The following is a 20788-nucleotide window of genomic DNA, read 5'->3' as shown; positions in this document are numbered from 1 at the left end:
GCCTCAGCCGCGATCGTTGTCGGAAGGGGCGCCTGCGGGCGCCTCTTTTTGCGTGTAGCTGGCGCGCAGGCCGCGCGCCGGGTACCACACGTCGCGCTCCACCCAGTGCCGCAGCCGGCCGGCGCGGGCGTCGCGCTGCTCGCCCAGCCAGGCCAGGGCCACGTCGTCCAGCACGTACACGCCGTCGCGTTGTTCGTGCAGCCCTTCCGGCCAGCGGCGGCGCAGCAGCACCAGGGGGATGGGCGCGCCCAGCGCGGTGGCTAGGTCGTCCACGGCCAGCCAGCGCTGGCGCAGCACCGCATCGTCTTCCACGCGAATGCGGTGGCCTTTGAACTGGTAGAAGCGCCCTTGCACCGGACGGTAGGCCAGGCCGCGCAAGGCCCGCCACACCCAGCCGATCAGGGCCACCACATCGGGCGCCAAGGCCTGGCCGACGAAGCGCACCGTCACCAGCACGGCCAGCAGGCCGCCGGTGGCCCAGCCCAGCAGCCACACCAGCACGGCACCCAACGCAAGCGAAGGCACCAGCTTGAACAGCACGCTGCGCCACCAGTGGTGGCGCTCGTGGCTGACGGCGTCGAACCCGAACGGCTGGCGCGGCATGCGGCGCGGTGGCGTCAGAACGTCAGGGTCTGCACCCCGTCAGCGCCACCCAGCAGGCAGACCTGCGCCTTGTTGCGGGCGAACACGCCGACCGTCACCACGCCGGGCCACTGGTTCACTTCAGCCTCGAACGCCGCCGGATCGGTGATGGACAGGCCGGTCACGTCCAGGATGTGGCCGCCGTTGTCGGTCACCACGCCCGCACGCAGCGTGGCCGTGCCGCCCAGCGTGGCAAAGCGCCGCGTCAGCTGCGCGGCGGCCATGGGGATGATTTCCACCGGCAGCGGGAACTTGCCCAGCGTTTGCACGAGCTTGGAGGCGTCGGCAATGCAAACGAACCGGTCGGCCAAGTCGGCCACGATCTTCTCGCGCGTGAGCGCGGCGCCGCCGCCCTTGACCATGTGGCCTTGGCCGTCGATTTCGTCGGCGCCGTCGATGTAGACGGTCAGACCCGTCACTTCGGCCGCGTCCAGCACACGGATGCCGTGCTTTTGCAGCCGCTGCGTGGAGCGCTCGGAGCTGGACACGGCGCCCGCCACCGTGAGGCGACCCTCGGCAATGGCCGCGGCCAGCGCGTCGATGAAGCAGTCCACCGTGGAGCCGGTGCCCACGCCCACGACTTCGCCGGAAGTGACGTAATCGACCGCGGCGCGGCCCACGAGTTGCTTGAGTTGGTCTTGGTTCATGGGGCTGGATTTTGCGGGATCGCCAACGCCCAAGCGTGTGGCGACCCCGCGCAGCCCCGGCCGGGGCGTCCGGCTTACTTCACGATCACCGTCTTGGGGGCGGAGTCCACCGCCATCTGGCGGGCGGCATCCCACGCGGTGAAGCGGTACTCCACCACGTCACCCCGCTTGAGGCCACCAGCCGCGTGGCGGCTGACTGCGCCGTCTGCCCGCATGCGCACGGTTTGCGTGTCGCCGCCGTTCACGCTGAAGTGAACATCCGCCCAGCCCCGCGCGGGCACCGAGAACTCCAGCGTGCTGGCCCCGGTTTGGGCCGAGCTGCCCGTCACCGCAGCCGCCTTGGCCAGCGTGGGCGCTGCCACCGCCACCGGCGCCACACCCGGCACGCCCGAGTCCCAGACGATGTCGTCAAACGCCATCTGGAAGGGCTGGCCTGGCACCGCGCCGTCCACGCTCAGGAACTCGAACAACGAGCTCATGGACTGCAACGCCACCAGCGGCCCGGCAATCTCAGACACGGGAATCGTGGCCGTGCCCCAGTCGCCATTGCGCACCAAGCCGTAGGCGGTGGTGTTGGCCGGGAAGGTGACCCAGCTGTGGTTGGTGTAGGTGTCCAGGATCCCGATCTTGAACGCGACGTTGGCGGGCGCCTTGATCTTGAGCTTGATACTGCCGTTGCGGAAGCCGCTCATGTCGTGCGCCTGGCGCGACGCAATGGCACCGCCGAACCACTGCCCGGGGGCAAAGTAGTTCAGCGCCAGCACGTTGGAGCCTTCATACGCTGGGATGTTGCCGCCGCCCATGGAGCCGGTGTTCCAGATGTAGAAGTCCGCCGAACTGCCCAGCGCTTGGCCGTTGTTGACCGGCGTGTTGTCGGTGAACACCCCGAACTTGCCCACCTCCTGCGTGATGCCCACGCCCAGCTTCACCTCGCCCTTGCCGTCCAGCTCGTACACGCGCACGTAGTCCACGTACATGGTGGCTGGCAGCGGCGCGGTGATCTGGTCGGGCGTGGCCGCGGGCGTGAAGTTGCCGCCCACGGCCATGTTCATCAGCAGGTAGAACGGCTCTTGCAGCGCTGGGGAACCCACCGTGGAGATGGGGGCCTTGTACATGTCCAGCTCGCGGCCGTTGTCCACCAGGGTGAAGCGGATCTGCGTGTCCGTCCAGTACAGGCGGTACAGCACGAAGCGGTTGGCCAACGAGCGCGACGGCGTGACCCAGTTCTTGGTTTGCCAGGCGGTGGAGGCCGCGCAGCTTTCATTGCCGGGCACGCAAGCGGCTTGCGCCCAGGTGATGACGTTGGAGCCCACGAACTGATCGGGCGACACGCTGGGCAGGCCGGCCGGCTGGCGGCCGCCCATTTCCATGATGTCGATCTCGCCCTTGCGCGGCCAGGGCTGCAGGCTGGTGCCCAGCAGCCAGGCCGCAGGCCACAGGCCCACGCCGACCTTGGGCGTGGCCATGCGGATCTCGACCATGCCGTACTTCACCTGCACCTTGCCGGCGGTGTCGACCTTGCCGGACGTGAACAGGTTGCTGCCGATGGTCTCGCGCTTGGCCGTGATGGCCAGCGCCCGCGTGCCGGGCTCGAACGGCACGTTGACGACGCTCAGGTTGTTGGGGTGGTAGTACTCCAGCTCCTGGTTGCCGTAGCCGCACAGGCCGATCTGGCAGCCGTTGCCGTTGTAGGTGTTCCAGACGCTGCCGTCCAGGCTGGGGCCGTTGAACTCTTCGGACCACAGGAGCCGGCCGATGACCGGGCTGGTGACGCTGGCCGACGCTGCCGTGGCGGCCAGCAACAGGCCGCCCACGAGGTGTTGAAGCTTCATGGGATTCATCCTTGATCGTTGGACGAGGACGCGGACTTGCGGCGTGCCGCAGCGGCCACGAGCAGGCCGCCGGCCAGCATCAGGCCGTAGGTGGACGGCTCCGGCACGGCCGCCGCCACGGTGATGCGCAAGGCCGGAGCGCCGATGAACCCGCTGGTAACGGCCTGCCAGCTGCCATTGCTGCTGAAGGCCCAGGCTGCGCTCGGCGTGTCGGTGCCGCTTTGCCAGGTGCCGTCAAACCCCGCGTCGGGGGCGGCCACCAGCCAGTAGCTGCCGGCCGCCAGGTTCCAACCGGTGGGCGTCAGCAGCGTGTTGAACGCCGGGTCCGAGAGGTGCACGCTTTGCAACCAAGGCGTGGCGCCCGGCACGCTGCCGCTGCGGGCCAGCACGCCCAGCGTGACGCCGCCCCAGCCGTCGATGGACGACAGGATGGACTGGATGGAGGTGGCCGCGCTGAGGTCGAACGCCACGGCGATGCGCTGGCTGGCGTTCAACTGCGAGGTCCAGCCACTGGCGTCATTGCCCGGGCCGTAGGTGTCGATGACGACCGAGCCGGCCGCACTGGCGTGCGCGGCCAGGCCGCACAGCAGCAAGGCGGCGGTGGTTTTGGAAAGCAGAGGGAAGTTCATGCCAAGGTCTCCTGGTGGTCAAGCACGACGGCGACGGGCCACGGCGCCCACGGCGGCCAGGCCGCCCAGCATCAGCGCGTAGGTGGAGGGTTCGGGAACGGGGGCGGTGGTGAGGGAGAAGTTCAGGTCGTCCACCAGCACGGCGTTGGGGCGGTTGTCCAAGATGGGCCCGACACGCGTTCCGATCTCCATGAAAACCGTGGTCGCACCTGCAGGGATGGCCGCCGCTTGAAAGCTGATTTGCTTCCAGTTGGACGTGCTGAGCTGCTGCTGGAACGTCTGGCTCAGCGCCGTGCCAATCACTCCGTTGGCGCCCATGTAGCGCACAGTGACGAAAGCGTCGCCCGTGGTGCTGGCATCGCCTTTCGCCCAGAAGCTCAGCCACGGGGTGTCGCCCACGTTGGCGGCCGTCAGTGCCGGCATGCCCCCGTGACCCAGGGCATCCTGGATCGCGATGGAAGCGCCGATGCCATTGGGTACGCTGAGCAACAGCGAGTACTGGCCGCTGTGAGCGTCCGCGGAGCGGGTGGCCGGCGCCCCGGTGCCTGCATCCAACCACCCAGCCGCTACCCAGCCGCCGGGGCCGTTGGCCTCAAAGCCGCCATTGGCAAAGGCATTGGAGGTGGCAGCGCCGGCCGCACCGGCGAGGCATGCAGCGGCCAGGGCGACCGCGGTCTTCAAAGTGAGCATGTTGTCTCCAGAGTCGTGATGGGCTCTGCGGCCCGTAGGGGCGACGACGTACTGCTCTTGCCGACCGCCAAACTGAAAGCGCTTTCTGAAAGCGCTTTCACGCGGCGCGACCATAGGGGCCGGGTTCAGGGCTGTCAATGCGGCTGGCCCGGAGTCACCGGGTTAGTCCCACCCCTAGTTCATAGCCTGCGCGGACATGAAAAAACCGCCCCGGCGTGGGCCTGGGGCGGTTGTTTGCGGCCGGCACTGCAAGGCGCCGGCGGGGGCGGTGGGCGGGAGGCGCTCAGCCGCGGCGGGCCTTCACGGCCGCGGCCAGTTCGCGCAGCAGCGGCTCGGTTTGCGCCCAGCCCAGGCAGGCGTCGGTGATGGACACGCCGGGCTTGAGGTCCGCCCGGGTCTGGCCCTCGGCCAGGTCTTGCCGACCCGGCTGCAGGTGGCTTTCGATCATCACGCCGGTGATGCGCTGATCACCGCCGGCGATTTGCGCCGCCACGTCGCGGCCCACGTCCACCTGCCGCTCGTACTTCTTGCTCGAATTGGCGTGAGAGAAGTCGATCATCACCTGCTCGCGCAAGCCCGACGCCTTCAGCGACTCGCACGCGGCGTTCACTGAAGTCGCGTCGTAGTTGGGGGCCTTGCCGCCGCGCAGGATCACGTGGCAGTCCTCGTTGCCGCGGGTCTCGAAGATGGCGGCCGTGCCCATCTTGGTCATGCCCATGAAGGCGTGCGCGCTGCGGGCCGCCAGCACCGCGTCACTCGCCACCTTGATGCCGCCGTCCGTGCCGTTCTTGAAGCCCACCGGGCACGATAGGCCCGAGGCCAGCTGCCGGTGGCTCTGGCTCTCGGTGGTGCGGGCCCCGATGGCGCCCCAGGCGATCAGGTCGGAGATGTACTGCGGCGACAGCAGGTCCAGGAACTCGGTGCCGGCCGGCAGGCCCAGCGCGGCCACATCCAGCAGCAGCTGGCGGGCCAGGCGCAGCCCTTCGTTCATGTGGAAGCTGCCGTCCAGGCGCGGGTCGTTGATATAGCCCTTCCAGCCGACGGTGGTGCGGGGCTTCTCGAAGTACACCCGCATGACGATCAGCAGGTCGCGGCTCAGTTCGTCACGCGCCACCTTCAGCAAGCGCGCGTAGTCCATGGCCTGGTCGTGGTCGTGGATGGAGCACGGGCCCACGATCACCAGCAGGCGGTCGTCCCGGCCGTGCAGCACATCGCTGATCTCCTGGCGGGCCCGCTCCACCAACTCCAGCGTGGCGTCGGGCATGGGCAGTTCTTCCAGCAGCAGCGCCGGGCTGATCAGCGCACGCACGGCGCCGATGCGGGTGTCGTCGGTGCGGGTGGTGTCGCGGGTGGCATCGCGCGAGCCGACTTCGCGGTCGTGCTGGGGGTTGTCGAGGGGTTTCATCTGAACGGGGCTCCCGGGGCCGCCCGCCGGTGCGGGCGCAAGAACCCATGATTCTCACCGCTTGACCGCACCCACGCACACAGCCAGCGCGCACAGCCCGAATCCGGCCAGCGCCAGCGGCGCCAGGCGCTCGCCCAACAGCACAAATCCCATCACCGCCGACACGCCAGGGATCAGGAAGAACAAGCGCGCCACCTGCCCCGCCTGGCCGCGCCGGATCATCACGAACATCAGGCTGAACGCGCCGATCGAGTTCACCAGGCCCAGCCACAGCCAGGCGCCAATCAGCTCGGGCGTCCAGTGCACGGCAAAGCCTTCCACCGGCGCGGCCACCGCCGCCACGGCGACGGCCGACACCGCCATCTGCACGCCGGCCCCGCTGCGCAGGTCCATGTGGGCACAGTAGCGCTTCTGGTACAGCGTGCCCGCCACCAGGCCGAACAGGCCCAGCAACCCGAGCAGCACCAAGGGCACGGTGCCCCGCAGCGGTTGCCCAGCCATCACCAGAGCCACGCCCAGCACACCACCCGCCAAGGCCACCGCTTGGCGGCCGCCCAGGCGCTCAGCCAGCCACAGGTGGGCGCCCAGCGCGGTGGCCAGCGGCATCAGGCCGATGAGCAAGCCCGCCACGCCTGCGCTGAGCCCCGCCCACAGCGCGAAGTAGATGCTGGAGAAATGCAGCACCTGCATCAACAGCCCCGCCACCGCCAGATGCCCCCAGCCGCGCGCCCCATGCGGCCACGGGGCGCCCATGCCGGCGGCGGTGGCCAGCAACACCACGGCCGCCAGGCCAAACCGCAGGGTGAGCAGCGTGAGCGGCCCGGTGTGCGGCAGCGCCAACTTGCCCGCCACGTAGCCACTGCTCCACAGCACGATGAACAGCAACGGCAGGCTGGCCGCGGCCAGCGCCGACATCAGGCGCGCGGGCAGGCCCGGGCGGTAGGACTGAGCCATGCAGGGGTGAGACAACGTGGACATGTGGCGCTCCAGACCAAAGCAAGGGGAGACGGCACTCTAGAAATTCACTCGCCAGGCCACAATTCGCTCAAATCAACACTCAGCGTTTCCATTCGGAGCACAGTCATGGGGCGATTGGAAGACTTGCAGGCCTTTGCGCGCGTGGTGGACGCCCGCGGCTTCTCGGGCGCGGCCCGGCTGCTGGGCAGCACCAAATCGGCCATCAGCAAGCAGGTGGCGCGGCTGGAGTCGCAGCTCGGCAGCCGCCTGCTGCACCGCACCACGCGCAGCGTCAGCCCCACGCCCGAGGGCCAGGCGGTGTATGAGCGCGCCCTGCGATTGCTGGACGACGCCAGCGCGCTGGAGGCTGACCTGGCCGGCCGGCACGATGAACCCCGAGGCGTGCTGCGCATGTCGGTGTCCACCGCCTTCGGCAACCTGCAATTCACCGCGCTGCTGGCGGCGTTCTGCGCCCGCCATCCACACCTGGAAGTGGTGCTGGGCCTGAACGACCGTTACGTGGACCTGGCCGAAGAAGGCTTCGATGTGGTGCTGCGCCTGACCCGCACGCCGTCCGACGGATTGGTGGCACGGCGGCTGGCAAGCATCCGATTCATGCTTTGCGCGTCTCCCGCCTACCTGAACGAGCACGGCACGCCTGCAGCCGTCAGCGACATCGCCCAGCACCGCTGCCTGCGCTTCGGCCAGGCGCAGGCGCCCGAGCGCTGGCGCTTCCGGCATGCCGTGGAAGGCGAGTGCGAGGTGCAGACCCGGGGCAGCCTGCGCTTTGAGAGCGGCCTGACGGCCAACAGCAGCGAGAGCCTGCGCGTGGCGACCCTGGCCGGCATGGGCCTGGCCGTGCTGCCCACCTACGCGGTGGCGCAGGACCTGCGCAGCGGCGCGCTGCGCGCGGTGTTGCCCGCCTGGCAGCCGGTGGGCGGCCTTGCAGACGCCGACACGCTGTACGCCGTGTACCTGCCCGGTCGCACGCCCCGCCACCCGCCGCCCAAGGTGCGTGCCTTGATCGATTTCATGCTGGAGCAGATGGGCGAGGTGCCCCCGTGGGACCGCGACCTGGGCGTCTGAATTCGCTCGCCTGAGACAATTGCGGGCTATGCCGCTGATTCCCTACGCCCTCACCCGCCCCTTCCTGTTCGGCCTGGACCCCGAACACGCCCACGAACTGACCCTGGGCAGCATCGCCCGGCTGCAGAACACGCCGGCACAACTGCTGTGGTGCGGCGAGCGGGTGAGCGACCCGGTGACGATTGCCGGCCTGCGCTTCCCGAACCGCGTGGGCCTGGCGGCGGGGCTGGACAAAAACGGCCGCTGCATCGACGGCCTGGGCGCCATGGGCTTCGGCTTCATCGAGGTGGGCACCGTCACCCCCAAGGGCCAGCCGGGCAATGACAAACCGCGCATGTTCCGCCTGCCGCAGGCCCAAGCGTTGATCAACCGGCTGGGCTTCAACAACGAGGGGCTCGCCAGCTTCATCGCCAACGTGCAGCAGGCCCACAGCTTCCGCAAGGCCGGCGGCATCCTGGGCCTGAACATCGGCAAAAACGCCGCCACGCCGATTGAGAACGCGGCGGACGACTACCTGATCGGCCTCGACGGTGTGTTCCCGCATGCCGACTACATCACCGTCAACATCTCCAGCCCCAACACCAAGAACCTGCGCGCCCTGCAAAGCGACGAAGCCCTGGACGCGTTGCTGGGCGCGCTGCAGGAGCGCAAGCTGAAACTGGAAGGCCAGAGCGGGCGCAAGGTGCCGATGTTCGTGAAGATCGCGCCGGACCTGGAGGAGGCCCAGGTGGCCGTCATCGCGCAAACGCTCAAGGCCAACGGCATCGACGGCGTCATCGCCACCAACACCACCATCGCACGCGACAAGGTGCAAGGCCTGCCGCACGCCGAGGAAACCGGTGGCCTCTCCGGCGCTCCGGTGTTCGAGGCCAGCAACCGCGTCATCCGCCTGCTGCGCGCTGCCTTGCCGGCCGGCTACCCCATCATCGGCGTGGGCGGCGTGATGAGCGCGCAAGACGCCCGCACCAAGATCGACGCCGGCGCCGACCTCGTGCAGATCTACACCGGTCTCATCTACCAAGGGCCCGGCCTGGTCAGCCATTGCGCCCGGGCTCTCGCCCGCCGCTGAGCGCGCACAACGCGCACCCCGAAAAGCAAAAAACCCCTGCGCCTTGACGGTGCAGGGGTTGCGATCACACGCCTGCCGAGGCAGGCGGCGCGATGGTTCGCAACAATCAGTCGCGACGGCGACGCGAAGCGATGAAGCCCACCATGCCCAGGCCGGCGGCGAACAGGGCGTAGGTTTCGGGTTCCGGCACCGGGGCGGCGACAGCCGAGGAATTCAGCGAGTATGCGCCGGCACCAGTCACGTAGCCAAACACCGCGTAGTAGTAGCTGCCGGCACCCAGTGCCACGTTGTGCACCACCGGGTTACCAGTGAAGCTCCAGGTCGCAACCGAGACGTCATCGGCGGTGCCGACCAGGTTATCCGTACCGCGCGTCCAGAGGGTGTAATTGCCTGCTGCCACGCCGAGCGAGGACACACTGCTGGCCACGTTGGACGAGGCATTCAGTGTGAACGCATAGGTGTCGAACACGACGCCACCGCTGGACAAGCTAACAGCACTCTCGAGTTGGTCGTGATTGCCCCAGTTCACAGCTGCGGCCTGACTGGCCGCAGCGCTCGCCGCGAGAGCTGCGGCGGTAAAGATCGTTTTCAACTGCATTGCGAATCTCCTGACGTGACGGTCAAGACAACCGCCTGAACGAATTGTGCAGTGCAGCGAAAATTTCACGGGAGTTACGGCATCCCTCACCTTAGGGAGGGTTAGCCCCAATGTTGTTGCAACGCGTAAACAATCCGTCCCAAAGACCGCGCTGCGCCCCTGTTATCGGGGACACGGCGCCCACGCGGCGCCAAAACGCGATCAATCCACGGCCAGTCGCAACACCTTCATCAGGCCGTCCACGGCCTTGCCCTTGCGGGCCCGCTTGCCGGCATGGGCTTGCAGCGATTGGTTGCGCAGCAGCTCGTCGCGGGGCTTGCCGCCCCGGCCGCTGCCGTGCACGCGCAGCTGCGTGGTGAAGCACGCCAGCGACACGATCTGGTCCTTGCCTTCCAGGTCCATCAGCATCAAGCCCTTGCCGCCCTTGGGCTGGTGCTTGAGCTCGTCCAGCGGGAAGCTGAGCAAACGCCCTTCGGCACTCAGCACGCCCAGTTGCAACGCCACGGCATCGCCGGGCACCACGGCCAGCAGCGGCGCTTCGCCCTCGTCCAGGGCCAGGAAGGTCTTGCCCGCCTTTTGGCGGCCCACCAGGTCGCCGACCTGGGCAACCAAGCCGTAGCCGGTCGAGCCCGCCATCACCAGACGCTGGCCGGAAGCAGCAGCCAGGTAGTGCGCAATCTGCGTGCCGGATTCCAGTTCGATCAGCGTCGTGATGGGTTGACCGTCACCACGCCCACCCGGCAAGGCCGACACCGGCACCGAATACACCCGGCCGTTGTTGCCCACGACCACGAGCGGATCGATGCTGCGGCAGCGGAACGCGCCCCAGAGCGAATCGCCCGCCTTGAAGGTTTGCGCCGCAACGTCAACCTCGTGGCCCTTCAGCGCCCGCACCCAGCCCTTCTGGCTGACGACCACCGTCACGGGCTCGTCCACGATCTTGACCTCGGCCACGACGCGCTTCTCGGCCTGGATCAGCGTGCGGCGGTCGTCGCCGTACAGCTTGGCGTCGGCCTCGATTTCCTTGATGACCGTGCGACGCAGCACGGCAGGCGAGCCGAGGATGTCTTCGAGCTTGGCACGCTCGTCGCGCAGCTTGGACAGCTCTTGCTCGATCTTGATCGCTTCCAGTCGCGCCAGCTGGCGCAGCCGGATTTCGAGGATGTCTTCCGCCTGACGGTCGCTGAGCTGGAAGCGTGCGATCAACGCCGCCTTGGGCTCGTCCGACTCGCGGATGATGCGAATGACCTCGTCGATATTGAGCAGCACCAGTTGCCGACCTTCCAGCACGTGGATGCGGTCATTCACATGGCCGAGGCGGTGTTCCGTGCGGCGGCGCACCGTGGTTTGGCGGAAGGCCACCCACTCGGTCAGCACCTGGCGCAGGCTCTTCTGCGTGGGGCGACCATCCGCACCGATCATGGTCAAGTTGACCGGCGCGTTGCTTTCCAGGCTGGTGTGGGCCAGCAGCGTGTTGATCAGGTCTTGCTGCTCAACCGTGCGGCTCTTGGGCTCGAACACGATGCGCACCGCCGCGTCCTTGCTGCTTTCGTCGCGCACGCCGTCCAGCACCGCCAGCACGCTGGCCTTGAGCTGCACCTGCTCCGGCGTCAGGGCTTTTTTGCCAGCTTTGACCTTGGGGTTGGACAGTTCCTCGATTTCTTCCAGCACCTTCTGGGCACTGGTGCCGTGGGGCAGTTCCGTCACCACCAACTGCCACTGGCCCCGCGCCAAGTCTTCGATCTTCCAGCGGGCGCGCAGCTTCAGGCTGCCACGGCCGCTGGTGTACGCGGCGCGGATTTCTTCGGGCGCGCTGATGAGTTGCCCGCCGCCGGGGAAGTCCGGCCCCGGCACGAGGTCGAACAGCGCGTCATCGCTGAGCTGGTCGTCTTTCAGCAACGCCACCGCCGCTGCGGCGACTTCGCGCAGGTTGTGACTCGGAATCTCGGTGGCCAGGCCCACCGCAATGCCACTGGCGCCGTTGAGCAGCGCAAACGGCAGGCGCGCCGGCAATTCGACCGGCTCTTGCTGTGTGCCGTCGTAGTTCAGCCGGAAGTCGACCGTGCCTTCGTCGATTTCGTCGAGCAGCAGCCGCGCGATCGGCGCCAGTCGCGCTTCCGTGTACCGCATGGCCGCGGCGCCGTCGCCGTCCCGGCTGCCGAAGTTGCCGTGGCCGTCGATGAGTGGGTAGCGCAGGGAGAAGTCCTGTGCCATGCGCACCAGGGCGTCGTACACCGACTGGTCGCCGTGCGGGTGGAAGTTGCCCAGCACATCGCCCACCACCTTGGCGCCCTTGACTGGCTTGGCGCCCGAATTGCCGCTCCAGCCCAGGCCCAGGCGCTGCATCGAGTACAGGATGCGTCGCTGCACGGGCTTTTGCCCGTCAGCGTAAGACGGCAGCGCCCGCCCCTTCACCACGCTCAGCGCGTATTCAAGGTAGGCCTGCTGCGCGTACGCCGCCAGGGTCAGCGCGGCGCTGTCGTCGCCCTCGGTGGGGGCGTTGAAATCGATGGTGGTCTGGGAACTCATGGATGCAAGGTCAAGCGCTGCGCGCGGGCCGGTTGGCTCTGCTGCAGCAGGGCCCAGTACAGCTCGAGCACGAGATGCACATGGGCCTGGGTTTCGTCGATGTCCGGCACCCGGTTGCCGGCGCGCCGCACGGCGCCCTCCCCGGCATTCCAGGCAGCCAGGGCCGCGTCGATGCGGCCAAAACGGCGGATGAGATCGGCCAGCATGCGCGCGCCGGTCTGGATGTTGATGCGGGGTTCACTGAGCCGGGCGGCGTCGGCCGGAATGGCATAGCGGGTGGCCGTCTCGGGCGTGATCTGCATCAAGCCCACCGCGCCGCGGGGCGACACCGCGCCGCGTTGGTACCCAGACTCCACCGCAATGATGGCCTTGAGCAACTCGGCGTCCACACCATGTTGGCCAGCGGCTTCGCGCACCCAGGGCTGCACGGCCTTGACCTCCGGCGCAATGTCCAGCCAGTTGAGCAGCGCCTGCCCGCCATCGGCCTTGCCCGGCACCCGCTGCAGGCCCCCCTGGCCCAACACCGGCGCGTAACGGGCGTCGAGCCGGCGCGGCGCGAAGTGGGCCACGCCCGCACCGTCCACGAAGCCCCACAGCTCGGCGTGCGCGTGGGTCGCCAGCAAGCTCCACAGCAGGGCCAGGCCCAGGCGCAGCCTCATGCGGACTCCTGGCCCAGGGCCACGCGGGCCTGGTATTCGCGGTCCAGCAGCGACATGACGATCAAGGAGTCATAGCCGTCAGCGCCGTCGATGGTCACGCGCACGCTTTCGCGCAGGCGCCCTTCTTCGACAAAGCCCTCGCTCTGGTAAAGCTGCAGCGCCCGGGTGTTCAGCGCCTTCACATCCAGCCAGAACCGGTGCGCATGCAGCTGCGTGAACGCCATCGCCTTGAGCTGGCGCACGGCCAAGCGCCCGAGGCCGCGGCCCTTGGGTTGCAGCACCAGGCGTTTGAGCTCCACCGACCGATGCGGATTGCGGCAGCCTTGCAGGATCACAAACCCCGCACGCTCCAAGGCGTCGCCCGACTCCAGGATGAAATGCCGGGAGTCGGGGAACCGGATGGCGCCTTCATGCTGCGGCCGCTCCCAAGGGGTGATGAACGGCAGGTTTGCACCGTCCCGCTCGACCGAGACCACCCAGTCCAGGTCGGAGAGCATGGTGGGGCGCAGGCGCAAGCTCATGCCGGCGTGCCGATCAGACGTCGATCTCCACGGCGTCGCCGTGCAGTTCCATCAGCTCACGGCGCGAAGCGGCTTCGCCCTTGCCCATCAGCCGGTTGAAGGCATCGACCGTGGCTGCAAAGTCGAACTGGCCGTACGCCACGCGCGACAAACGGCGGGTGTCGGGGTTCAGCGTGGTGTCCCACAGCTGCTCGGCGCTCATCTCGCCCAGGCCCTTGAAGCGGCTGATGCTCCAGCTGCCTTCGCGGGCGCCTTCCTTGCGCAGCTTGTCCAGCGTGGCGGTCAGCTCGCCGTCGTCCAAGGCATAGAGCTTGGTCGCGGGCTTCTTGCCCCGGGCCGGGGCGTCCACCCGGTACAGCGGCGGGCGGGCCACGTACACATGGCCGGCCTCAACGAGCTTGGGGAAGTGGCGGAAAAAGAGCGTCAGCAGCAACACCTGGATGTGCGAGCCGTCAACGTCAGCGTCGCTCAGGATGCAGACCTTGCCGTAACGCAGGCCGGACAAGTCCGGCGTGTCATTCGGGCCATGCGGGTCCACGCCCAAGGCCACCGAAATGTCGTGGATCTCGTTGTTCTTGAAGAGCAGGTCACGCTCGACCTCCCAGGCGTTCAGCACCTTGCCACGCAGCGGCAGGATGGCCTGGGTTTCCTTGTCGCGCCCCATCTTGGCGCTGCCGCCGGCCGAGTCGCCCTCCACCAGGAACACTTCATTGAGCGTCAGGTCGCGGCTTTCGCAATCGGTCAGTTTGCCGGGCAGCACGGCCACGCCGGAGCCCTTGCGCTTTTCCACCTTCTGGCTGGCGCGCTGGCGGGTTTGCGCCTGCTTGATGACCAACTCGGCCAGCTTCTTGCCGTGCTCCACGTGCTGGTTCAGCCACAGCTCCAGCGCCGGCTTCACGTAGGCGGACACGAGCCGCAGCGCGTCGCGCGAGTTCAGTCGCTCCTTGGTCTGGCCCTGGAACTGAGGGTCCAGCACCTTGGCCGACAGCACGAAGCTGGCGCGCGAGAACACGTCGTCGGGCATCAGCTTCACGCCTTTGGGCAACAGCGAGTGCATCTCGATGAAGCCCTTGACCGCCCCAAAGAGGCCATCCTTCAGACCCGACTCGTGCGTACCGCCCGCCACCGTCGGAATCAGGTTGACGTAACTCTCGCGCAGCGGCGCGCCTTCTTCGGTGAAGGCCACGCACCACGAGGCGCCCTCCCCTTCGGCGAAGTTTTCGCTTTCGCCGGCGCCGGCAAAGCCCTCGCCTTCAAACAGCGGAATCAGCGGATCGGCCGTCATGGCCTGGGCCAGGTAGTCGCGCAGACCGGCCTTGTATTGCCAGGTGGTGACCTCGTTGGTCTTCTCCACGCGCAGCGTGACGATGACACCGGGCATCAACACCGCCTTGGAGCGCAGCAGGTGCACCAGCTCGTGGCGCGGCAGCTCGGCACTCTCGAAGTACTTGGCCTCCGGCCAGACCCGCACCGTCGTGCCTTGCTTGCGATCGCCGCTGGCCGCCGGGCGCGCCGCCACGGGCTGCACCACATCGCCATGCTCGAACGCGATGCCGGCCACCTGCTTGTCGCGCCACACGGCCACTTCAAGCCGCTTGGCCAGCGCGTTCGTCACGGACACACCCACGCCGTGCAAGCCGCCCGAGAAGCTGTAGGCGCCGCCCGAGCCTTTGTCGAACTTGCCGCCGGCGTGCAGGCGCGTGAACACGATCTCCACGACCGGCACGCCTTCTTCCGGGTGCAGGCCGAACGGGATGCCGCGGCCATCGTCCGCCACCGACACCGAGCCGTCCACGTGCAAGGTCAGGTCGATGCGCTTGCCGAACCCGGCCAGGGCTTCGTCGGCCGCGTTGTCGATCACCTCTTGAATGATGTGCAAGGGGTTGTCGGTGCGGGTGTACATGCCCGGGCGCTGCTTGACGGGCTCCAGGCCCTTCAGAACGCGGATCGAGGCTTCGCCGTACGAGGCGGGAGTGGACGGGGGACGGCTGGACATAGGGGCGGGATTCTAAGAAGTAGGATTTGCGGCCCCCGAAAGCGAGTCCTGCCGCGTGAGATTCCTGATTGCCTGCTTGTTGATGACCTGTATTTTTTCACAGGCCCAGCCAACAACACCCCCGCAGCAGCCCTACCAGGCCAGCGCGCCGCTGAGCTGGGAGTTGAAAAACGCCCGGTGGTTCGACGGGCGCAGCATCCAGCGCGGCAACCTGTACGTCGAGAACGGCGTGTTCGTGGCCAAGAAGCCGCCCAAGGTCAACCGCAAGATGGACATGCGCGGCCAGGTGCTGCTGCCGCCGCTGGCCGAGGCGCACAACCACAACCTGCAAACCGCCTGGGGCTGGAACCAATACGCCGACCAATACATCGACGAAGGCGTGTTCTATGCCGCCATGCTGTGCGGCGACCCGGCCGGCGTGGCTGAAGTGCGCCCGCTGGCGGCCACACCCGCAGCGCCCGACGTGAACTTCGTGACCGCATGCATCACCTCCAGCGACGGTTATCCGCTGGCAGCCGTGCTGCCCGAGCCCAGCGCCGAAGCCGCCGCCCGGCAGCAGTTGATCGTGCTGGTGGACAGCCCGGACGAGGCCGCACAGAAATGGCCAGCCATCCGGGCCCGGGGCGGTGACTGGATCCGCCTGGTGCTGGCGCATAGCGAACGGCCGGACCTGCGCCAGAAGACCGAGCATTTCGGCCGCCTCGGCCTCACCCCGGAAACCGCCGCCGCACTGACCCGACTGGCCCACGCCGACGGCCGGCACGTGGTGGCCCATGTGGAAACCGCCGCCGACTTTGAGGCAGCCCTGGCGGCGGGGGTGGACGCCATTGCACACCTGCCGGGCTACGCCAACACGCTGGACGACGCGCCCGAGCAATTCGCCCTAACGCCGGCACTGGCAGCCCGCGCCGCCCAGCAGCGCACGGCCGTCATCACCACCACAGCTGCCACCGCGCTGTTCAAACTCGAAGGCGCGCCGCTGGACGCCCTGCGCGAGGTGCAACGCACGAACTTGACGTTGTTGCAGGCCGCTGGCGTGCCGCTGCGCATCGGCTCGGATGTGTTCATTGGCACCGCTCGCACCGAGTTGCATGCCCTCGACGCGCTCGGCCTGGACCGCACCCTGCTGCTGCGCCTGGCCACGGTGGACACCCCCCGCGCCCTGTTCCCGCGCCGCAAGCTCGGCTGCTTTGACGCCGGCTGCGAGGCGAGCTTTCTGGTGCTGGGCGGCGACCCGATTGCCGACCTGACCCAGATCGACCGGCCCATGCTGCGCGTCAAGCAAGGTCGCCTGCTGACCCGGCTCGCCGATGTGGCGGCCTCCAGCTCGCAGGCCAGCGCCTCCACTGCCGACGCGCCCAAGACGACCGGCAAGAAGAAGGCCACGAAGGGCAAGCCCACGGCCAAGGGTGCCGCAGGCGCCAGCAGCTCCAAGGCCAAGGTGCAAAGCAAGGCGTCAGGCAAGGCCAAGCAGCGCTGAGTACAGTCCGCCGATGAACACCCCGACCCCGGTCGCCCGCGGCCTGTCCGTGCAGCAGGTGCTGCTGTGCGGCGCGCTCATCGTGACCTTGTCCATGGGCATCCGCCACGGCTTCGGCTTCTGGCTCCAGCCCATCATCACCGAGCGCGGCTGGACCCGCGAAACCTTCTCCTTCGCCATGGCGGTGCAAAACCTCGCCTGGGGTGCGGCGGGCCCGTTCACCGGCATGCTGGCCGACCGCTTTGGCGCCTGGAAGGTGCTCGTGGCCGGTGGCTTGCTGTACGCAATGGGGCTGTTGCTGATGGCTGTGTCCGCGCAACCGCTGACGTTCACGCTCAGCGCCGGCGTGCTCATCGGCATCGCTCAATCCGGCTCGACCTACGCCGTCATCTACGGCGTGCTGGGCCGCGCGGTGTCGCCCGAGAAGCGCTCCTGGGCATTCGGCGTGGCAGCGGCGGCCGGCTCGTTCGGGCAGTTCGTGATGATTCCAGTCGAGACCTGGCTCATCAGCCACCTGGGCTGGCAAGGCGCACTGTTCTTGCTGGCGGCCACGGCCCTGCTGATCATGGGACTCGCGCTGGGCCTGCGCGAACCGGCCGGCCAAGCGCGCGCCGCGGGGCACCAAAGCATCGGTCAGGCCTTGAAGGAAGCCTTCGGCTACCGCAGCTTCCAACTGTTGATGCTGGGCTACTTCGTCTGTGGCTTTCAGGTGGTGTTCATCGGCGTGCACCTGCCCAGCTACCTGAAGGACCACGGCCTGGGCTTGGGCGTGTCCACCGGGGCGCTGATGCTGATCGGCCTGTTCAACATCTTCGGCACCTACACCGCCGGCCTGTTGGGCCAGCGCTTCCCCAAACGCTACCTGCTGTCGGCCATCTACGGGCTGCGTGCCGTGGCCATCGTCGTGTTCATCACCGTGCCATTGACGCCGCTGAGCGTCTACGTGTTCGCGGCCGTCATCGGCTTCCTGTGGCTGTCCACCGTGCCGCCCACCAACGCGGTGGTGGCGCAAATCTTCGGGGCCCAGCATTTGTCGATGTTGAGCGGCTTCGTGTTCTTCAGCCACCAAATCGGCAGCTTCCTGGGCGTGTGGCTGGGCGGGCGGCTGTACGACGCCACCGGCAGCTACGACGTCGTCTGGTACCTGGCGATTGCGCTGGGCGTGATGGCCATGCTGGCCAACCTGCCGGTGCGCGAGTCGGCGATTGCGCGGGCACCCCAGCCCCAGCCCGCATGAAGCCTCGGCGCTGGCTGCTGCCAATCCTGCTCTCGGCGCTGACCTTTGCAGCAGCCGCGGCCTACCTGCACCCGGCCGTGATGGTGCAACTGGCCGATCAACTGTGGAGCTGCGTCGGATGAACCCGTCCGACTGGCTGCAGCGCTGGGCGCCGCACGTGGCGGGGGGCCCAGGCACGGCGTTGGACGTCGCCTGCGGCGGTGGGCGCAACCTGCGGTGGCTGGCGCAGGCGGGCTGGCGCGTGACGGGTGTTGACCGGGATGAAGCCGCCATCGCGCCGTTGGCATCCCTCGCCCGCATCGTGCAGGCCGACATCGAATCCGCCCCCTGGCCGCTGCCGGGCGAGTCGTTCGACCTGGTGCTGGTCTGCAACTATCTGTGGCGCCCCTGCCTGGAGGCGATTCGCGCCAGCGTGAAACCCAGCGGATGGTTGATCTGGGAAACCTTTGCCGACGGCCAGCAGCACATCGGCCGCCCACGCCGACCGGAATTTCTGCTGCAGCGCGGCGAGTTGCTGCGTGTTTTCAACGACTGGCACATCGTGGCCTACGAAGACGTCTTCGAGTCCGGCGTCAACCCGCGCTACGTCCAGCGCGTTGCGGCGGTCAAGCCGCCGGCGGCGTGAAACCGCCCCCCCTAAAATCTTTGTCTCACTTCGAATTCCTCACCATGAAGCCCATCCTCGGCAGCATCGTCGCCCTCGTCACGCCCATGAACGACGACGGCAGCATCGACTACCCGGCCCTGCGTCGACTGATCGACTGGCATGTCGAAGCCGGCACGGCTTGCGTGGGTGTGGTGGGCACCACCGGTGAGTCGCCCACGGTCAGCATGGAAGAAAACCGCGAAATCATTCGCGTCGCGGTGGAGCATGCCAAGGGCCGCATTCCCATCCTGGCGGGCACGGGCGCCAACTCCACGGCCGAGGCCATCGAGCTGAGCCGCTATGCCAAGGCAGTGGGCGCGGACTGCACGCTGTCGGTCGTGCCGTACTACAACAAGCCGTCGCAAGAAGGCATCTACCAGCACTTCAAGGCCATCGCCGAGGCCGTGGACATCCCCATGATGCTCTACAACGTGCCCGGCCGCACCGTGGCAGACATGCTGCCCGAAACCACGCTGCGCTGCGCCACGTTGCCAGGCGTCTTCGGCATCAAGGAAGCCACGGGCAACATCGAACGCGCGGCGTACCTGATCAAGCACGCGCCGCAGGGCTTTCACGTCTACTCGGGTGATGACGGCACCGCCGTGACCCTGATGCTGCTGGGCGGCCACGGCAACGTGAGCGTCACGGCCAACGTGGCGCCCGCCGAGATGGCCGAAATGTGCCGCCTGGCCATGGCTGGCAATGCGATCGAGTCCCGCAAGATCCACTTCAAGCTGCTGGGTCTGCACAAGCAGCTGTTCTGCGAGCCGAGCCCCGGCCCGGCCAAGTGGGCCCTGTCTCGCCTGGGTCGGTGCGGCGCGGCACTTCGCCTGCCGATCACCCCGCTCACCCCGGCGGGGCAAGCCAGCGTCGGCCAGGCGATGGTCGAGGCCGGACTGCTCTGAGCCTCTGGTCTAATGCGCCGCTGCGCCGGCCTTGCCCGGCGCTCTAGTTCCCCGGAGATTTCCAGCGTGATGTCCGTTTCCTCGCTCCGCCCCACGGCGACCCGTCTGGCCGCCACGGCCTTTGTTCTGTCGCTCGCCGGCTGCAGCACCCTCGACAACATGTTCTCGACCGACAAGGTCGACTACAAGGCCGCCTCGCGCCAGACCCAGGGTCTGGACGTGCCGCCCGACCTGACGCAACTGGCCAAGGACAACCGGGCGCAGGTGCAAGGCGGCGCCATCACGGCGTCGGCCCTGTCGGCCGTCAAGCCCGCGAACTCCACCAACGCGCAATCGCTGGTGCCGGGCAGCGTGGCCACCAACGCGGTGGGCGACATCCGCCTGGAGCGCAGCGGCACCGACCGCTGGCTGCACACCTCGGCCACGCCCGAGCAGCTGTGGCCGCAAATCCGCACGTTCTGGCAAGAGCGTGGCCTGGAAGTGGTCAAGGAGCAGCCGGAAGTCGGCACCATGGAAACCAATTGGGGCGAAAACCGCGCCAAGCTGCCGCAGGACTTCATCCGCTCCACCATCGGCAAGGTGTTCGACGGCCTCTACTCCACCGGCGAGCGCGACATGTACCGCACCCGCGTGGAACGCAGCGCAACCGGCACTGACATCTTCATCAGCCATCGCGGCATGCAAGAGGTCTACACGACGCAAGGCCGTGATTCCACCGCCTGGCAGGTTCGCCCAACCGACCCGTACCTCGAAGCTGAAATGCTGTCGCGCCTGATGCTCAAGCTCGGCGGCAAGGAAGAGGCTGCAAAGGCCTTGGTGGCCGATGCCGGCAAGCCCGCACCCGCCGCATCGCCCAGCGCGCTCAAGCCCGGGGCGGAACCGGCACGCGCCGAGCGCCGCCCGCTGTCCGAAGTGCCTGACAGCCTGAGCGTGAACGACGGCTTCGAGCGTGCCTGGCGCCGCGTGGGTCTGTCGCTGGACCGCCATGGCTTCACCATCGAAGACCGCGACCGCGCCGCCGGCCTGTTCTACCTGCGCTACGCCGACCCCGAGAAGGCCGGCCAAGACGAGCCCAACTTCTTCCAGAAACTGTTCGGCGCCAAGGCACTGACGCCGGTGCGCTACCGCGTCTCGGTCAAGGCTGAAGGCGTCAAGAGCACCGTGCGCATCCTGGATGACCGCGGCCAGCCCATCGCAGACGACAACGCCAAGCGCATCCTGTCGCTGCTGATGAACGACCTGAAGTAAACGGCGTCGGCG

Annotated in this window: 20 protein-coding genes; 8 read left to right on the top strand and 12 right to left on the bottom strand. The window is 68.0% G+C overall.

Going from position 1 to position 20788, the window contains the following annotated elements; genetic code table 11:
• Positions 1-3: 3 nt before the first annotated feature.
• From ACG01O_RS07720 to ACG01O_RS07690, 7 genes are all read right to left on the bottom strand, one after another.
• On the bottom strand, positions 4-603 hold the full coding sequence (locus ACG01O_RS07720; protein WP_394383218.1) for a hypothetical protein: 600 nt from the start codon (positions 601-603) through the stop codon (positions 4-6).
• A 14-nt stretch (positions 604-617) separates the two neighbouring features.
• Positions 618-1289: a ribose-5-phosphate isomerase RpiA gene (gene rpiA / locus ACG01O_RS07715; protein WP_394383216.1), complete on the bottom strand. Its 672-nt coding sequence runs from the start codon at positions 1287-1289 to the stop codon at positions 618-620.
• A 74-nt stretch (positions 1290-1363) separates the two neighbouring features.
• Positions 1364-3121: a glycoside hydrolase family 16 protein gene (locus ACG01O_RS07710; RefSeq protein WP_394383213.1), complete on the bottom strand. Its 1758-nt coding sequence runs from the start codon at positions 3119-3121 to the stop codon at positions 1364-1366.
• 5 nt (positions 3122-3126) lie between these two features.
• Positions 3127-3750 carry a PEP-CTERM sorting domain-containing protein gene (locus tag ACG01O_RS07705; protein WP_394383209.1) on the bottom strand — a complete coding sequence of 208 codons (624 nt, stop codon included), beginning with the start codon at positions 3748-3750 and terminating at the stop codon, positions 3127-3129.
• Between the two features lie 18 nt (positions 3751-3768).
• On the bottom strand, positions 3769-4440 hold the full coding sequence (locus ACG01O_RS07700; RefSeq protein ID WP_394383206.1) for a PEP-CTERM sorting domain-containing protein: 672 nt from the start codon (positions 4438-4440) through the stop codon (positions 3769-3771).
• A 283-nt stretch (positions 4441-4723) separates the two neighbouring features.
• On the bottom strand, positions 4724-5845 hold the full coding sequence (locus tag ACG01O_RS07695) for a 3-deoxy-7-phosphoheptulonate synthase (RefSeq protein WP_394383203.1): 1122 nt from the start codon (positions 5843-5845) through the stop codon (positions 4724-4726).
• Between the two features lie 54 nt (positions 5846-5899).
• On the bottom strand, positions 5900-6823 hold the full coding sequence (locus tag ACG01O_RS07690; RefSeq protein WP_394383200.1) for a DMT family transporter: 924 nt from the start codon (positions 6821-6823) through the stop codon (positions 5900-5902).
• A gap of 105 nt (positions 6824-6928) precedes the next feature.
• Here ACG01O_RS07690 and ACG01O_RS07685 point away from each other — a divergent pair, with 105 nt between their 5' ends.
• Together ACG01O_RS07685 and ACG01O_RS07680 are read left to right on the top strand one after the other, a co-directional pair.
• Positions 6929-7888, top strand: coding sequence for a LysR family transcriptional regulator (locus tag ACG01O_RS07685; RefSeq protein ID WP_394383198.1), 960 nt, complete (start codon positions 6929-6931; stop codon positions 7886-7888).
• A gap of 28 nt (positions 7889-7916) precedes the next feature.
• Positions 7917-8957, top strand: coding sequence for a quinone-dependent dihydroorotate dehydrogenase (locus tag ACG01O_RS07680; protein ID WP_394383195.1), 1041 nt, complete (start codon positions 7917-7919; stop codon positions 8955-8957).
• Positions 8958-9063: 106 nt separating this feature from the next.
• On the opposite strand, the gene ACG01O_RS07675 is transcribed toward ACG01O_RS07680, so the two are convergent.
• From ACG01O_RS07675 to ACG01O_RS07655, 5 genes are all read right to left on the bottom strand, one after another.
• Complete coding sequence (locus ACG01O_RS07675; protein WP_394383193.1) at positions 9064-9555, bottom strand: FxDxF family PEP-CTERM protein; 492 nt, start codon at positions 9553-9555, stop codon at positions 9064-9066.
• A gap of 201 nt (positions 9556-9756) precedes the next feature.
• Complete coding sequence (gene parC, locus ACG01O_RS07670; RefSeq protein WP_394383192.1) at positions 9757-12084, bottom strand: DNA topoisomerase IV subunit A; 2328 nt, start codon at positions 12082-12084, stop codon at positions 9757-9759.
• Positions 12081-12743 carry a lytic transglycosylase domain-containing protein gene (locus tag ACG01O_RS07665; protein ID WP_394383190.1) on the bottom strand — a complete coding sequence of 221 codons (663 nt, stop codon included), beginning with the start codon at positions 12741-12743 and terminating at the stop codon, positions 12081-12083. The genes parC and ACG01O_RS07665 overlap by 4 nt, the downstream gene beginning before the upstream one ends.
• A complete protein-coding gene (locus ACG01O_RS07660; RefSeq protein ID WP_394383188.1) occupies positions 12740-13264 on the bottom strand; it encodes a GNAT family N-acetyltransferase in 525 nt (174 codons plus the stop codon). Before ACG01O_RS07660 ends, ACG01O_RS07665 begins: the two co-directional genes overlap by 4 nt.
• Before the next feature lie 13 nt (positions 13265-13277).
• Positions 13278-15260, bottom strand: coding sequence for a DNA topoisomerase IV subunit B (locus ACG01O_RS07655; RefSeq protein ID WP_394383186.1), 1983 nt, complete (start codon positions 15258-15260; stop codon positions 13278-13280).
• A 55-nt stretch (positions 15261-15315) separates the two neighbouring features.
• Between ACG01O_RS07655 and ACG01O_RS07650 the strand changes: the two genes are divergently transcribed.
• The 6 genes from ACG01O_RS07650 to bamC all read left to right on the top strand — a co-directional run bounded on the left by ACG01O_RS07650 (position 15316) and on the right by bamC (position 20776).
• Complete coding sequence (locus ACG01O_RS07650; protein ID WP_394383184.1) at positions 15316-16740, top strand: amidohydrolase family protein; 1425 nt, start codon at positions 15316-15318, stop codon at positions 16738-16740.
• 13 nt (positions 16741-16753) lie between these two features.
• Complete coding sequence (locus tag ACG01O_RS07645; protein WP_394383182.1) at positions 16754-17977, top strand: MFS transporter; 1224 nt, start codon at positions 16754-16756, stop codon at positions 17975-17977.
• Positions 17974-18099 (top strand): hypothetical protein, encoded by a 126-nt coding sequence (locus ACG01O_RS07640; protein ID WP_394383180.1) that lies wholly within the window; start codon positions 17974-17976, stop codon positions 18097-18099. The genes ACG01O_RS07645 and ACG01O_RS07640 overlap by 4 nt, the downstream gene beginning before the upstream one ends.
• Positions 18096-18602: a class I SAM-dependent methyltransferase gene (locus ACG01O_RS07635; RefSeq protein ID WP_394383177.1), complete on the top strand. Its 507-nt coding sequence runs from the start codon at positions 18096-18098 to the stop codon at positions 18600-18602. Before ACG01O_RS07640 ends, ACG01O_RS07635 begins: the two co-directional genes overlap by 4 nt.
• 44 nt (positions 18603-18646) lie before the next feature.
• Positions 18647-19528: a 4-hydroxy-tetrahydrodipicolinate synthase gene (dapA, locus tag ACG01O_RS07630; protein WP_394383175.1), complete on the top strand. Its 882-nt coding sequence runs from the start codon at positions 18647-18649 to the stop codon at positions 19526-19528.
• Positions 19529-19597: 69 nt separating this feature from the next.
• Complete coding sequence (gene bamC, locus ACG01O_RS07625) at positions 19598-20776, top strand: outer membrane protein assembly factor BamC (protein WP_394383172.1); 1179 nt, start codon at positions 19598-19600, stop codon at positions 20774-20776.
• The last annotated feature ends 12 nt before the right edge of the window (positions 20777-20788 follow it).

It is taken from the genome of Pelomonas baiyunensis (assembly GCF_043555935.1).
Taxonomy (GTDB): domain Bacteria; phylum Pseudomonadota; class Gammaproteobacteria; order Burkholderiales; family Burkholderiaceae_C; genus Pelomonas; species Pelomonas baiyunensis.
Note: the sequence above shows the minus strand (reverse complement) of the source record. Positions and strands in the feature narration are given on the sequence as shown.

Coding starts and splice junctions, on each gene's coding strand:
- ACG01O_RS07720 (WP_394383218.1), bottom strand. CDS start 603: ATGCCGCGCCAGCCGTTCGGGTTCGACGCCGTCAGCCACGAGCGCCAC.
- rpiA (WP_394383216.1), bottom strand. CDS start 1,289: ATGAACCAAGACCAACTCAAGCAACTCGTGGGCCGCGCCGCGGTCGAT.
- ACG01O_RS07710 (WP_394383213.1), bottom strand. CDS start 3,121: ATGAAGCTTCAACACCTCGTGGGCGGCCTGTTGCTGGCCGCCACGGCA.
- ACG01O_RS07705 (WP_394383209.1), bottom strand. CDS start 3,750: ATGAACTTCCCTCTGCTTTCCAAAACCACCGCCGCCTTGCTGCTGTGC.
- ACG01O_RS07700 (WP_394383206.1), bottom strand. CDS start 4,440: ATGCTCACTTTGAAGACCGCGGTCGCCCTGGCCGCTGCATGCCTCGCC.
- ACG01O_RS07695 (WP_394383203.1), bottom strand. CDS start 5,845: ATGAAACCCCTCGACAACCCCCAGCACGACCGCGAAGTCGGCTCGCGC.
- ACG01O_RS07690 (WP_394383200.1), bottom strand. CDS start 6,823: ATGTCCACGTTGTCTCACCCCTGCATGGCTCAGTCCTACCGCCCGGGC.
- ACG01O_RS07685 (WP_394383198.1), top strand. CDS start 6,929: ATGGGGCGATTGGAAGACTTGCAGGCCTTTGCGCGCGTGGTGGACGCC.
- ACG01O_RS07680 (WP_394383195.1), top strand. CDS start 7,917: ATGCCGCTGATTCCCTACGCCCTCACCCGCCCCTTCCTGTTCGGCCTG.
- ACG01O_RS07675 (WP_394383193.1), bottom strand. CDS start 9,555: ATGCAGTTGAAAACGATCTTTACCGCCGCAGCTCTCGCGGCGAGCGCT.
- parC (WP_394383192.1), bottom strand. CDS start 12,084: ATGAGTTCCCAGACCACCATCGATTTCAACGCCCCCACCGAGGGCGAC.
- ACG01O_RS07665 (WP_394383190.1), bottom strand. CDS start 12,743: ATGAGGCTGCGCCTGGGCCTGGCCCTGCTGTGGAGCTTGCTGGCGACC.
- ACG01O_RS07660 (WP_394383188.1), bottom strand. CDS start 13,264: ATGAGCTTGCGCCTGCGCCCCACCATGCTCTCCGACCTGGACTGGGTG.
- ACG01O_RS07655 (WP_394383186.1), bottom strand. CDS start 15,260: ATGTCCAGCCGTCCCCCGTCCACTCCCGCCTCGTACGGCGAAGCCTCG.
- ACG01O_RS07645 (WP_394383182.1), top strand. CDS start 16,754: ATGAACACCCCGACCCCGGTCGCCCGCGGCCTGTCCGTGCAGCAGGTG.
- ACG01O_RS07640 (WP_394383180.1), top strand. CDS start 17,974: ATGAAGCCTCGGCGCTGGCTGCTGCCAATCCTGCTCTCGGCGCTGACC.
- ACG01O_RS07635 (WP_394383177.1), top strand. CDS start 18,096: ATGAACCCGTCCGACTGGCTGCAGCGCTGGGCGCCGCACGTGGCGGGG.
- dapA (WP_394383175.1), top strand. CDS start 18,647: ATGAAGCCCATCCTCGGCAGCATCGTCGCCCTCGTCACGCCCATGAAC.
- bamC (WP_394383172.1), top strand. CDS start 19,598: ATGTCCGTTTCCTCGCTCCGCCCCACGGCGACCCGTCTGGCCGCCACG.